Raw genomic sequence first — 13,325 nt, 5'->3', positions numbered from 1 at the left:
TATATGTTAATAGAATTAGCGATTGGTGACGCTTACGGTGCGGGTTTTGAGTTTGTTGACCAGCAGACGATCGAATTGTACAACAATCTCAACGGTTACATCAAGCATCCCCGTCACGATATCCCGCCTGGATGTTACACAGACGATACGCAGATGAGTTTAGCCGTTGCAGAAGCTATCGTCAGCCGAGAACCTTGGACACCGGAACTTTTAGCGAGCAAATTTGTTGCAGCTTTTCACCGCGATCGGCGATTTGGTTATGCTGGCAAAATGTACAATTTTTTGCTACAAGTTCAAGACGGAAAAGAATTCTTAGAAAAAATTTACTCTGCTAGCGATAAAAGCGGCTCTGCGATGCGAGCAGGCCCCATTGGCATTTTTCCTACTATTGAAAAAGTCATTGAAAATGCTACCGTTCAAGCTGCAATTACTCACAACACTCCCGATGGCATTAAAGCAGCTATAGCGGCCGCTTTGATGTCCCATTACTTTATTTATCAGCTAGGTTTAAAGAAGAATTTGGGAAATTTTCTAGAAAAGCACGTAGCTGGTGAGTGGTCGATACCTTGGCAAGGACAAGTCAGCGTTAAAGGTTTGGTCTGTGTTAGAGCAGCTATTACTGCGATCATGCGAAATGATAGTATGAGCAAACTGCTCCAAGATTGCATTGCCTTTTCTGGAGATGTGGATACAGTAGCCACTATTGCTTTAGCGGCTGGTTCCTGTAGCAGTGAAATTGCCCAAGACCTGCCAGAAAATCTGGTACAAGGATTAGAAAATCTATCTTACGGCAGAGATTATATCATAGAACTGGATCGACAGTTAATGAATTGCACGATCGACTTGTGACCGAAAGCATCCAGGATACCCGCCACGTGATTCATCCGTCCAGAAATAAAAAACCTGTATCCGATGAAACTTGCCGAACGTATTTATTCGTGGGGTCAATGCTTCAATTCTAAAATCTAAAATCTAAAATCTAAAATCTAAAATCGATTGACTTCTTCCTGATATCTGTTACATCCGTTAAATCCGCATTCACTGCGCGTTGCCGAACTTCTTTCTATTAGGATTAAGGCCCTGTCACAAATAGGGTGAATTTTTATGTATGTAGTTGCGTTTGGGCGCTCTTTCCTAAGCTAAGAGCGCTAAAGCGCAACTACATACTTTTGTTTAATTGTCCAGTTGGTCTGAGTCCTATCTATTATGAATTTGCCTAATTTGATTACTTTTCCTCGCTGCTGGGAGTGCCTTTTGTGCAGTAGTTTAACCGCGAATTGAATACTGTGGTCAGCCGTGCGGGAATGTCGCCGATGGGGATTAATCAGGCGATTTGTGCGGGGGTTATGGGTGCTTGGTCTGTGCCGCTGGTTGCTGCCGAAGCTGCCGAATGCGATCGTGGTTTAAGACCAGGAATTGCAGGTCGATCGAGATATTTTTTAAATCCACAATTCTCTATTAAATTCTGTATCTCAAATTACAAATTTATCACAAAAAAAAATAGTCTAGTTGCCTGCGGGTTGGGGAGTTTGGCTCTCTATCCTCTAGCAGCAGCAATGCCAAAAATTGTTAGAGCCACTCACACTTCTTGGGATGTTCGCACCGATAGTTATCGGTAAGTATATAAACTTATCGAGCGCCCTTAGATAAAGCTCATAGGACTTACGCAACTGTCACACTTAAGTCAATTTGTAGGGTGCGTCAGACCTCGTTGTTATTGGTCGATTATTAAGGGTTTCAGGTTTCTGGCAACCCCTATCAATTGTGCCAGTTGCGTAAGTTTTGAATAAAAAAAAACATACCCAGAACTCGGAGCACTTACAGCAGAATTCAGGAGTCAAGAGCGTTGCCCTGACGAAGGCCATAACAGCGAATAGCCAGAATTAGTTTGTGTTTTTTACGTAACAATACTTAAATTTCTTCTAAAAATTATGCTTTTTTAGAATGAATTTACAAAAAATTTATAAAAGTGTGCTTTTTTTTAAAGATTGTGTAAAGAAGAGCCTTTGCCGCTTGTGGGAAATTTGGGGCTCTCATAGGATGTAGCCAGATTCAGCCATTAAAAATATTTGAGTCTAAAGTCTAAAGTCAAGACCAATTTTTTCATGCTCTTCAAAACCTAAATTTTCACTTTTGGGTAACTACAAATGGTAGCGCAAAACTTTAGTAATCAAAGTTTGGTCGGCAATAACTTTAGTGGGCAAAACCTGAATGGTTCCACATTCTTCAAAGCCCGACTAGAAAACGTCTTGTTCAGGCGCAACGCTCAAGGTACCCGCACTCAACTCAGAGGTACTAACTTTGAAGAAGCCTTTCTACTGAATGTAGATGCAACGGATGCAATTTTTGCTGCCAATACCAGTTTTGAACCGGCGACTTTTTATAAAGCGACCTTAGAAAACGTCAATTTCAGTCGCGCAAACCTAACTGGAGTAAATCTGTCGCTGATCAGCACAAAATTCATCAACCTGTCCAACGCCAACCTGACCAATGCCATTCTCCATGAGGCCAATCTCAGCGGCGAACAGTCGGAGCGACCGAACCTAAGGGGAGCAAACTTTACGGGTGCTGATTTCTATCAGGCGAATCTGAAAGCGGCTGACTTTACGGGTGCCAATTTGACGAATGCCAAATTCCAGGCTGCTGGTCTGGAAGGCACCTTGTTGATCAATGCGAACTTTACTGGCGCTCAATTCGACGCATCGACTAATTTCACAGACATTATCCTCAGCAACGCCATCTTTGACCTTGCCAACCTGAGTGGGGTTAATCTGACCGATACCAACCCACCCGATGGATTGACACTGACAACTTCTCGCTTTCGCGGAGCCGATTTGACTGACTTTAGTGCCGAAGATGTCAATCTGGCTGGTGCTGACTTCAGCGCCCATGCAAATGGTACGCGCACTCAAATGGGTGGTGCTAGTTTCGCAGATTCTGAGTTGAACAACGCGAACCTGACTCAGGTGGTTGCAGAAGGCATATTCCTGGACGGTGCTGATTTGAGCAATGCAATCATGGTTGGTGCTGATCTCAGTAATGCCAACCTGGCTGCCGCAATTCTCGTTGGCGCTAACCTGACGGGTGGAGTCGAGTTAGACAACGCTTTTATTGAGAAGAGTAATGTGGCTGGAGCCAACTTTACAGGGGCAAACCTGGCAGGCGCAAACCTCAAGGAAGCGGTTGGGGATGACCTGACCAACTTTAGCAACACCGATCTGTCAGGTGCCAACCTAGAGGTGGGTAGCTTCATCGGTACCAACTTCACCAATGCCAACTTCACCAATGCCAACCTGGGCAAAGCCAATTTCACGGGTGCCGTTATGGTCGGGGCGAACATGACTGGGGTCAATGCAGTCGATGTTGTGGGTCTGACGATGGGGACTGGCGGCAGCGATACCGTGACTGGAACCGGAGGCGACGATAATGTCTTCGGGCTCGACGGCAATGACTCCATCCAGGGCGGTGATGGGGATGATTACCTGGATGGCGGTAGCGGTGCTGATATCCTGACCGGTGGTCCTGGCCATGATGCGTTGTTTGGTGCTGCGGGAAATGACACCCTGACGGGTGGGGGTGGCAGAGATACCATTCACTACCGCAGTGGTCATGGTTCCGATCGCGTGAATGGTTTCACCCTCGGCTCCAGCGGAGACATCCTATCCTTCAGTGGCATTGCAGCGATCGATGTGGTGCCATCGGGCGCGAACACTCAATTGCGATTGGGCAATGGCATTGCTGGCGATGCCGGTTTTGGTACAGGCGCGCTGTTGATCACCCTAGCTAACACTTCATTTACGGCAGCTCATATCAGCACCAATACCAACTCTGCCAACAGGCCAATCTTCCAGTTCTCGTAACCTCAATTCGGAGTCTGTGTAATGGGTGCTCAGGGTTTATTTTTTCTATCGAGGCCTCGCTCCCCCCCCTTTTTCAAGGTTGGAAGGGGGAGTTGTGAGGATTGCCAGCGGTAACGAGGCACCGACTTCTAGGGTGCATTAATAACTTTGGGGCTATGTGCCAAGTTCACTTGATATACCTCACCGTCTCTTCATGAGCAGTGATTCTTTGACGCGACCTTGAGATGTGGTACCGAGGTAGTCTTACCTTTTATCCACGTTTGTTTAGAGTCTCTCAATGCCCTGCCTGTGGCGACTTGTCTACATTATAGCATCAAGCCGTCAAGCGAAGGATGGGGTTTAAGACCCAAATTTTCGATAACCACGAGAAATTTACATAACACTAGGAGAAAATTATGGCTATCAGAAATGGAACTCCAGAATCCGATACCCTGACCGGAACCAATAACGCCGATGTGATTCGCGGCTTTGGCAAGGAAGATCTGCTGTATGGCTTAGGCGCTAACGACAGCATCTACGGTGGAGACGACAAAGACACTATGTATGGTGGTGCTGGAGCCGATCGCATCTACGGAGAAAACGGCGAAGACGATCTATATGGTGAGGATGGTAACGACTTCCTCTACGGTGGGCTGGAGAAGGACAACCTGTATGGTGGAATCGGAGCCGATCAACTTTTTGGAGATTCAGGCGAAGACTCCTTGTATGGCGAGGATGGCAATGACATCCTGTACGGAGGATCAAATGCCAACGATGGCAACGATGGCAAAGATTACCTCGATGGTGGGGCTGGAAAAGACCGAATCTATGTGGGTTTCGAGGACACAGGATTGGGCGGTGTTGGCGATGACACCGTGATTGGCGGCTTTACCGATGACGTGATCTACGGCGATGACTCAGAAGGTTTAGTGTTTGGGGGAGCGGATTCCCTGGTTGGCGGCGACGGTAACGACACTCTCTACGGAGAAGGGGACAGCTTAGCGGGCGGCGGCAACGATATCCTCGATGGCGGCAACGGTAACGACACCCTCTACGGCTATGCCGGAGATGACCTCCTCAATGGTGGCGATGGCATTGACTTCCTCGATGGTGGCGATGGCAATGACATCCTTGATGGTGGCGCTGGCTCTAGCACCCTGTTAGGTGGCACTGGCTTAGAAACCATCAGGGGTGGCGCTGAAGGCGACTTCATTGATGGCGGAGAGGGCAATGACAACCTCAATGGTCTGGGTGGCAATGACACTATCTATGGCGACTACGGAGTTGCTGAAACACTGGCTGGCAATGATGTCCTCAATGGTGGCGCAGGCGATGACTTCCTGGATGCTGGTGCAGGTGTCGATCGCATCATCGGTGGTGCTGGCATTGACCTGCTTTTTGGCGGCGAAGATGCGGAAACTCAAACCGCCCGCGACACGCTAACCGGCGGGGCTGACACCGACTACTTCCAGTTGCTGTTCACCGATTTTGTGCCCGAACCAATCGATCCCGGTGAGCCAGTTGTTACTCCTCCTGCTGGTGACTACATCGTTGACTTTGTGAAGGGGACTGACTACTTCTTACTGGAGGGGATTACCTTTGAGCAGCTATCGTTCCAGAATATCTCGCTGACAGTTAACGGGGTTGCTACTCCAAGTACCCGGATCTACGTCACGCCTGAAGCCGGAATTCCGATTTCTCAAGCGGAAACGCTAGCTGTGGTTCAAGGAGTGCGTCAATTTAACGCCTCGCATTTCGTTGAGGAACCACTCATTTAATTAAGCTGAGATGTTGCACCATTCTCAATAAGCTTTTTAGGAACAGGCTTTTTGGCCTGTTCTTGAGAATGGTGCAAGATTTAACTACCAGCCGGGAAGTCCCGGGCGTATATTTAGAGGGGATTAATCAGAGCGCTCGGCCCCGTACCCCGTTGGGAATTACTCCTTGGGATGAAAGGCTCGTCGGGTTTCGGTACGGAAACCGACAATTATTCTTTTATACCCCAAGATGCTCGGGAAATACTCTGATACTATATTAGCAAGTGGGGGTGGAACTACCTCACTATAAAAAGCATGAGAAAAAAAAGGAAAAAGAAGCCTGCGGTCTAACTGTACTCAGTTGACCGTCAGGTTTGTTCACGTAAATCCACCTGATTATCAGTCGTCTAAATGTTAAATTAAGGAAAGCCTTCGTAGAGTAGCCCTTAATTTTTGATTTATGAATTTGCCTAATTTGATTACTTTTTCTCGCTTACTGGGAGTGCCTTTTCTGCTCTACGGTTTGTACGACCCAAGCGCTCAAAGCCGCTGGATTTGCACCGCGATTTTTGTGGTAGCTGCGGCTACTGATTGGCTGGACGGCTATTTGGCTAGGAAGCTGAATCAAATTACCGATTTGGGCAAGTTTCTCGATCCTTTGGTGGATAAATTGTTGGTGCTCGCGCCGCTTTTAGTGTTGATTGAGTTGGGGAAAATCCCGGCTTGGGGAGTGTTTTTGATTTTTGGTCGGGAGTTGACAATTGCGGGGTGGCGTGTTAATAAAACTACGATTTCGGGAGCTAATATTTGGGGGAAGTTGAAGACGGTGAGTCAGATTGTGGCGATCGCACTTTTAATTGCTCCTTTGTCTGAAGCGTGGAATTTTCCCGCATTAATTGCTTTTTGGGTTTCTGTGGCTTTAACTTTGATTTCTGGCGCTATTTATCTGTGGCCGGAAAAGACTGGTGAGGAAAAGTAAGCTACCTTCTTGATTACTTGTTCCCAAGCTATTCCTGGTAACGAGTTTAATTCCTATTAAACTAAGCCGAAATCAAGCGACCTTTCGGTTGAGGAATAGAACGCCCCAATTCCTGAGCCGTCTCAATCCACTCCTGCATAACAATCTCTATATTTTGTAGTGCTTCTTGATAAGTTTCGCCATCCGCAGCGCATCCTGGTAATTCCGGCACTTCGGCAATAAATGCTTGGTCTTCTTGACTCCAGTAGAGGATAATTTCATAGCGAAGCATCGTTTTCACCTCCTAGTTGGTGTTTGAGAATTACCTCACGAATTTGCCTGACTTGATAGGCTTTGGCTTGCGAGCCTTTGGGTTGAAGATTTAGGATTTCTTCCACACCATCTTTAGCAAATACAGCATATTCCATGTATATGTAGTACACACAATCTTGCGATCGCCCGTGTAAGGTGCGTCGCCACCCGTCAATCTTCAAGTTTTATCCAATATCTCGGAGCGACGCACCCTACCGATTAACTGATGATTTTAACAGTCCTCTTTAGAGGACTTTTGCTATTAGCCGGGGGTTTAAACCCCCGGCGGACTGGGGGAAAAGCGAGGATTTATCAAGATTACTTCCCCTTAATAATGACTCCCAGATTTCCGGTAGTGCACCGCTGTCACCCCGTCATTTTTCAGCAAATGACCGTTTTCAATCGCCGCATAAACTACCCAGTGATCGCCACATTCCATCCGACTTATCACTTGGCATTCCAGATAAGCTAGAGCATCAGTCAAAACCGGACAGCCGTTGCTAGCTTCCATTGTTTCGACTCCCGCAAATCTGTCTTCTCCCGGAGCAAAGTTTTTCATGAAATACTTCCGTAACTGTCGCCCTTCGGCTAAGATATTCAGCACAAACTTATCTCCGGCGTACATCAAAGCTTCGATCGATCGATCTTTCGCCACCGCAATCGTCACACCGGGCGGATTAAAAGTTGCTTGCGACACCCAGGAAGCCAGCATCGCACTGCTGACATCCCCCCGCTTCGCCGAGAGTACGCACAGCGAACCAACGAGTCTCCCTACTGCTTGTTCAGTACGATCGCTCCCCGCTGCTAACTGCGGTTTCGGTGCCCGCAATTTTTGCGATCGAATCAAAGCTTGAGCAAAATCCGTTCCCGCTTCTTTGCACTCGTGAATCGTCGCAGCAGTAGGCTTAAATTTGGCTCGAATCGGCTCAAATCCAATTCGATAGCCAGCATCTTTCAGCTTATTTTCCACTAAGTCGATCGCCTCTCCACTCCAGCCAAAAGAACCGAAAACCCCCGCTAATTTGCTCTTAGTTGCGGTAGATAAAACAATTCCCAAAGCAGTTTGAATTTGCGTCGGAGCGTGTCCTGCTAGCGTGGGAGTTCCGATGATAAATCCCGCGCATTTTTCGATCGCCTCTTTAATTTCTCCAGGTTCCGCAAATTCGCAGTTGATACTTTCCACCCCAACGCCGGCTTTAGTAATTCCTTTGGCGATCGCCTGCGCTAAAGTAGCGGTATTTCCGTAAGCCGAAGCATAAATCAAAGCAACTGTCAAGTCTTTTGAATTTTGTTGCTGGCTCCATTCCCGATACAAATTGCTCAGTTCATTAAGGCCGTAACGGACGATCGGGCCGTGACCGGGAGCATAAAATGCTGCTGGTAAATCGGCGAATTTATCCATTGCTGCCAGCACTTGTTTTGCCTGAGATGCGTGCAGGGAATCGTAATAATAGCGCCGATCTTCGCTGTAAACGCTCCACCCTTCATCGAATACTTGGTCGCCGCAAACGTGAGCTCCAAATAGTTTGTCAGTGAACACGATTCGAGTGTGCGGATCGTAGGTGCAAAGTTGGTCAGGCCAACGGGGAGTTGGAGTCGCGATGAATTTTAAGGCGTGACCTTTTCCTAAGTTGAGAGTTTCTTCTCCCCGAACGACCATAATGTTTAATTCTTGGTCTGGAAAAGCGGCGCGCAAACTAATTGCCGCAGGATTCGTGCAAACCAAAGCTACTTCAGGAGCTAATTCCAACAGAGCTTTAATTGTTACTGACCTGTTAGCATTGAAATGCCCCAAAATTATGTAATCCAGCTTGGTCAAGTCCACCCGTTGCTGTAAAAAATCGATGTAATTTTGAGTAAAAGATTCCCCCGGCGGATCGAACAAAGCAGTTTTGTCAGCTTGAATAATATAGCTATTGGCTGTCGTACCCTTTTGCAGCGAATACTCGACTTCAAATTTGAGTCTGTCCCAAGTGCGCGATCGCAGAATAAATGTATCAAGTGCGATCGGGATAAACTGCACATCGCGGGGTTTGGCATCCGATGCGAGTCTAGGAGTCAAAGTGTTAGTCATTAATTGCACCTATGAGAAACTGAACTACAGAACTTCTTTTGATTTCGTGCCAAAACTTGGTATCTACAATGTCAAACTTTGCACCTCTACCCTGTAAATTGGTATCCATGTCAGTCAGAAATTCCCTGGTTTTCAAATCATCCCCAATTTGGATAAAGCTCACTCCAATTTCTTCATCTTTATCTATTTTATTGGCCGCACTTACAAGAATTTCGGCAACAGCAGCGGTATTTTCGGGTCTTTGATCTAAAACTGCAACAATTATTGCTCCGTTTTTCCCTTTGGGATTTGGTTTGCTTGCGAAATAATCGCTAAAAGTTGCTTTCAGAGCTTCTTCCAAATTAATTTCAGTGGGTTTTGCTGAAGCCGGTTCCGTATTTTGTCGTTGCAAAATTTCAGCTAACCGGGCAACATTTGAATTTTTATACTCCCACATCGGAGTAGAAGCTTCATAAAGGGTGATGCCGTCGCTGTCAAATTCCTGACATTTTTTTGCTAAGTCAATCAGAGATGCCTGTGCTTCTACCCATTCCTCGTACCAAGGATGGTGAGGGTCTCTGCTGGCATCGCTTCTGGCAATAATAATTGTGTAATCTCGGTCTTCTAAAAGATTGGCAGGCATTGGCAATTCCCCTATTAAAATGAAGTCTAAATGACAACGGTTTGCCCTGTTTGCTGCTTGGGGCGCACCCAACACCCAGAAACCCCGTAAGGTGCACCACAAGCACCCAAAGTTGAGAGTTTTTGGCTAGCCAGTTGTGTCCTGGACTGTAATTGTAGGGTGCGTCAGTAGATAGTCGTTGACATCCACCCCGACCGTCGCGGACGGGGATTCCCAAACCTCACGATTTGAATTTCTGCTTCTTCGCAACTGCCTCTACCCTAAAAGAGATTTGGTCTTATGTTCGCTCCACAGACTAACCCCGCAAGAGAAAGCGGTTTTTACGTATCGAATACCAAACGGAATTCTTCTTCGTTTTGATTCTAGGGATGTTTACCATTGCCCCGTCCTCTTTTCCCGGTCTACCGATTTTGCTTCGCCGCCAGCACAAGGCTGAACTTCGCTCGTATAGGCTGTTTGATCCATCGTCTCGGGTGGGTCGTTGACCAATTATATTGTAATATAAAGCCGTCCTAAAAGGACGGGGTTTCTACCCAATTTTCTGATGATGAAGTCGAATAAAACATCGGCTGACGCACCTTACTAATAGCTTTGGGGTGTGTTGATTCAGACAGTCAATCAATATATCGTTGAATTTCCCTATTGGTTCTGACAACAGTCAACCGTCAACCGTCAACCGTCAACCGTCAACTGTCAACAGTCAACAGTCAACTGACAACAGTCAACTGTCAACCGTCAACTGACTTCCTAATAGTGATTTCCAACTTTTCGGTGGTGAACTGCAGGCAGTGCATCGGGATTGGAGACGCGGCCGTTATCGACGATCGCATATACGATATGATGATCCGAAAGTTCCATCCGGCTCACTACTTCGCATTCCATGTAAGCCAAGGAATCTGTCAAAATCGGAGAACCGTTGGTTGCGGGTTGAGTTTTAACTCCGGCAAATCGATCGGCACCAGGAGCAAAACGCTTTAAAAAGTGCCTCATCAAAGTTTGATAATTGCCTTCTTCGAGCACGTTGAGAACAAATTTATCTCCCGCGTGCATCATCGATTCAATCGCCCGATCCTTCGCAACTGCTATTGTTAAACCCAGCGGTTTAAAGCTAGCTTGCGTTACCCAAGAAGCTAGCATCGCACCGCTAACCTCGCCTTTTTGAGCGGTAATGATGTACAGTCCGCCGCTGATTCTTCCCAAAGCTTTATCGAGGTCGCTGTCGAGGGATTTCATCTGTTTTACAGCTTTGTCCCGCGTCAGCCACTGTCCCAAGTCAGTGCCGGCTTCGTCGCAAAGTTGATAACTCGCTTCTGTCGGTGATTCTTTAATTAAAATGTTGGGAAATGCTTCTTTTAAACCCAACTCTTTGAACTTGTTTCGCAGCGGGTAAACTGATACGTCATCGCCGCCACCGGATTCACACAAACCGAAAGATTGTTTGTTATTAGCCGCAACTAAAATTGTGTTGATAGCAGCTTCGGCATTGACAGCAGCAGTACCGCCACTCGGCGGCGAACAAATTACGATGCCGGCAGCATTAGCGACAAGTTCAGCAACTTCTTGCAAGTCGGCGATTCTCAAATCCATCATTTCCACAGCGACACCGGTTTTGGTGATACCGTGGGCGATCGCTTGGCTGAGTCGATCGCTAAATCCGTAGTCGGAGGTGTAAAATACCGCTACAGTGGTTTCTGCCTTAGCTTGCGCTTGGCTCCACTTTTTGTAGCGTCCGGTAAGTTCAACTACGTTGTGTCGCAGCAGCGGCCCGTGACCGGTCGCAACTAAACCGATTTCTCCCAACTCTGCCATCCGCTTCATCGCAGCGAGTACCGATCGAGCATTGGGAGCCATCAAACACTCATAATAAAAGTGGTAATCTTCCTCAACTGCTGCTAAATCGTCATCAAAGGTGCTGTCGGAACAGTAGTGCATCCCGAAAGCGTCGCAGGTAAACAGCACTTGAGTTTTGCTGTCGTAGCTAAAAATAGTATCGGGCCAGTGCAAGTTCGGCGCCGATACGAATTCGATAATGTGGCCGTTTCCTAAATCTAGTTTGTCCCCGTTTTTGACTACCAATCGCTCAAATGGTTGGTGTACAAGGTTTTCTAAAAATTGAATTGCTACTTTTGCCCCCACGACAATTGCTTGGGGTGCCAGCGCCAGCACGTCTTTGACTAAACCGCTGTGGTCTGGTTCGGTGTGGCTGATAATTAAATAGTCAATCTCTTTCGGGTCAATTTCGCCCGTCAGAGTTTCCATGTATTGCTGGCGAAACTTCTCGTGCGAGGTATCGACGAGGGCGGTTTTTTCACCGCGAATGATGAATGAGTTGTAAGTTGTACCGTTTTTGAGCCCGAATTCGATGTCAAAGCGGTCTCTATCCCAGTCCAGGCATCGAATTGCCGTTGTATCAGGGGCAATTTCGACTTTTTCCACCGTCAATCTGCGTTGGACTCGTTCAGTCAGCGCTACCATCAGTGCCTCCTTGTCTGTTACCCATTACCTTATTGTCTTCATTCTGACACGTTTCTTTTGTAAATCTTTATCAAATTTCCTATCACTCAGTTAAGCATCCCAAAAGTGTTCTCTATCTCTTGACAAAAAGCAAATATGTGTGGTATGGAAAGCAAGTTTGATCGATTGGGCGATCGAGGTACTGAGTTTTGCATGGAAATTGCGATCGAGCAGTCAATTAGTTAGTAGCCACTTAACTTGTACAAAATGTGCAGTAAGACGATCGCATAAAAAAAGCCCAAATCCACAGGGCAAAATCGATTCAGTGAAGTAAAGCTATGTCCGAAAGTTCCTTTGATAAAACTAATTTGGGGTGACAATTAGGACAGTCGCAACAGCCATTGCAGGAGTGGTGGGAACTAAAAACTGCCCAAAATATACCGAATGTCAAAGTGCCATCTTGGTTTGATTCTCCCATCTTGTGGGCGATCGCTAAAGCCACCTTTTGGTTAATCTTAGCATTGCTCGCAGTCGGGGCGAGTTGGCAGATTTGGCAACTGTTACGTTTTTATATTCATAATTTCAAAAAGAGGAATCAAACAACAGATGGCAGTGCGAAACAAACAATTAAAGATTTGTCCGTAGCAGAGTGGTTGTTGCGATCGCAAAAGTTGCAGCAGCAAGGCAAATACCGCCAAGCTTGCCGCTGTCTTTACATGGCGGTGTTGCAGCGGTTAAATGATGCGGGAACCGTGGTTGACCAACCCAGCCGCACTGATGGCGAATATTTGCAATTAATCCAGCAATTACCCCAGCCAGTGCCTTACGAAACTTTGATAAGAATACATGAGCAACTATATTTTGGGAATACGGAAGCTGACGCCTCAACCTTTGAACAGTGTCAGCAAGCTTATCAACAAATTAATGATTAACTAGGTAAACGCCAAAAAACAATAATATCCAATCGATAATTTTAGGGTCTGGTTTTACAAACAATAATTACCACAAACCAACAATCTCAAAAACCCCCACCCAATAGCCAATTGCAATCTACTTTTTTCAATATACAAGAGTTCAAGGTCGTACTCGAATAATGCACGTAGCATCTAAGAGTACGACCTTGAAAGGGTGCTATCAGACCGGACTAGCAAATGGGTTGAATGTGACGAAACTAGCACCAGCAATGGGATTCGGGTCGAGGTCGCCCACAATCAGCCCTGTAGGTGAATCCCATTAGTTGTCGGTGCCAGCGACTGTCACACAGCGAAGATTTTACCTGCCTACCTCACTTTCTTGAAAAAAGCTGTAG

The 13,325-nt window shown here is 46.6% G+C and carries 11 protein-coding genes; 6 read left to right on the top strand and 5 right to left on the bottom strand.

From position 1 onward, the window contains the following. The first annotated feature begins 3 nt into the window (after positions 1–3). The 5 genes from QUB24_RS04100 to pgsA all read left to right on the top strand — a co-directional run bounded on the left by QUB24_RS04100 (position 4) and on the right by pgsA (position 6,575). Positions 4–849 (top strand): ADP-ribosylglycohydrolase family protein, encoded by an 846-nt coding sequence (locus QUB24_RS04100; protein WP_333150904.1) that lies wholly within the window; start codon positions 4–6, stop codon positions 847–849. A 437-nt stretch (positions 850–1,286) separates the two neighbouring features. Beyond that, positions 1,287–1,619, top strand: a complete 333-nt coding sequence (locus tag QUB24_RS04095) for a hypothetical protein (RefSeq protein WP_333150902.1) — start codon at positions 1,287–1,289, stop codon at positions 1,617–1,619. A 528-nt stretch (positions 1,620–2,147) separates the two neighbouring features. Next, complete coding sequence (locus tag QUB24_RS04090; RefSeq protein WP_333150900.1) at positions 2,148–3,860, top strand: pentapeptide repeat-containing protein; 1,713 nt, start codon at positions 2,148–2,150, stop codon at positions 3,858–3,860. A 395-nt stretch (positions 3,861–4,255) separates the two neighbouring features. Beyond that, positions 4,256–5,617 (top strand): calcium-binding protein, encoded by a 1,362-nt coding sequence (locus QUB24_RS04085; RefSeq protein WP_333150898.1) that lies wholly within the window; start codon positions 4,256–4,258, stop codon positions 5,615–5,617. A gap of 439 nt (positions 5,618–6,056) precedes the next feature. After that, positions 6,057–6,575, top strand: a complete 519-nt coding sequence (gene pgsA, locus QUB24_RS04080; protein WP_333150896.1) for a CDP-diacylglycerol--glycerol-3-phosphate 3-phosphatidyltransferase — start codon at positions 6,057–6,059, stop codon at positions 6,573–6,575. A 61-nt stretch (positions 6,576–6,636) separates the two neighbouring features. Here the strand turns inward: pgsA and QUB24_RS04075 are convergent, their stop codons facing one another. The 5 genes from QUB24_RS04075 to QUB24_RS04055 form a co-directional block, all read right to left on the bottom strand. Beyond that, on the bottom strand, positions 6,637–6,846 hold the full coding sequence (locus tag QUB24_RS04075; protein WP_333150893.1) for a type II toxin-antitoxin system HicB family antitoxin: 210 nt from the start codon (positions 6,844–6,846) through the stop codon (positions 6,637–6,639). Further along, positions 6,833–7,048 (bottom strand): hypothetical protein, encoded by a 216-nt coding sequence (locus QUB24_RS04070; protein WP_333150892.1) that lies wholly within the window; start codon positions 7,046–7,048, stop codon positions 6,833–6,835. The genes QUB24_RS04075 and QUB24_RS04070 overlap by 14 nt, the downstream gene beginning before the upstream one ends. Positions 7,049–7,194: 146 nt before the next feature. Further along, positions 7,195–8,940 (bottom strand): diflavin flavoprotein, encoded by a 1,746-nt coding sequence (locus QUB24_RS04065; protein ID WP_333150890.1) that lies wholly within the window; start codon positions 8,938–8,940, stop codon positions 7,195–7,197. Beyond that, complete coding sequence (locus QUB24_RS04060; protein WP_333150888.1) at positions 8,933–9,562, bottom strand: hypothetical protein; 630 nt, start codon at positions 9,560–9,562, stop codon at positions 8,933–8,935. The genes QUB24_RS04065 and QUB24_RS04060 overlap by 8 nt, the downstream gene beginning before the upstream one ends. Positions 9,563–10,309: 747 nt before the next feature. Next, positions 10,310–12,037, bottom strand: a complete 1,728-nt coding sequence (locus QUB24_RS04055; RefSeq protein ID WP_333150886.1) for a diflavin flavoprotein — start codon at positions 12,035–12,037, stop codon at positions 10,310–10,312. A 380-nt stretch (positions 12,038–12,417) separates the two neighbouring features. Here QUB24_RS04055 and QUB24_RS04050 point away from each other — a divergent pair, with 380 nt between their 5' ends. Continuing rightward, the gene (locus QUB24_RS04050; protein WP_333150884.1) at positions 12,418–12,948 is read left to right on the top strand and encodes a DUF4129 domain-containing protein; all 531 of its coding nucleotides are present in this window, start codon (positions 12,418–12,420) and stop codon (positions 12,946–12,948) included. The last annotated feature ends 377 nt before the right edge of the window (positions 12,949–13,325 follow it).

The organism is Microcoleus sp. B9-D4, from assembly GCF_036705105.1.
Taxonomy (GTDB): domain Bacteria; phylum Cyanobacteriota; class Cyanobacteriia; order Cyanobacteriales; family Microcoleaceae; genus Microcoleus.
The sequence above is the reverse complement of the archived record's forward strand: the minus strand, read 5'-3'. Positions and strand labels throughout refer to the sequence as shown.

What these genes read in the sequence shown, in the direction of transcription:
- QUB24_RS04060 (WP_333150888.1), bottom strand. Translation starts at nt 9,562, where the DNA reads ATGCCTGCCAATCTTTTAGAAGACCGAGATTACACAATTATTATTGCC.
- QUB24_RS04090 (WP_333150900.1), top strand. Translation starts at nt 2,148, where the DNA reads ATGGTAGCGCAAAACTTTAGTAATCAAAGTTTGGTCGGCAATAACTTT.
- QUB24_RS04075 (WP_333150893.1), bottom strand. Translation starts at nt 6,846, where the DNA reads ATGCTTCGCTATGAAATTATCCTCTACTGGAGTCAAGAAGACCAAGCA.
- QUB24_RS04055 (WP_333150886.1), bottom strand. Translation starts at nt 12,037, where the DNA reads ATGGTAGCGCTGACTGAACGAGTCCAACGCAGATTGACGGTGGAAAAA.
- QUB24_RS04100 (WP_333150904.1), top strand. Translation starts at nt 4, where the DNA reads ATGTTAATAGAATTAGCGATTGGTGACGCTTACGGTGCGGGTTTTGAG.
- QUB24_RS04065 (WP_333150890.1), bottom strand. Translation starts at nt 8,940, where the DNA reads ATGACTAACACTTTGACTCCTAGACTCGCATCGGATGCCAAACCCCGC.
- pgsA (WP_333150896.1), top strand. Translation starts at nt 6,057, where the DNA reads ATGAATTTGCCTAATTTGATTACTTTTTCTCGCTTACTGGGAGTGCCT.
- QUB24_RS04085 (WP_333150898.1), top strand. Translation starts at nt 4,256, where the DNA reads ATGGCTATCAGAAATGGAACTCCAGAATCCGATACCCTGACCGGAACC.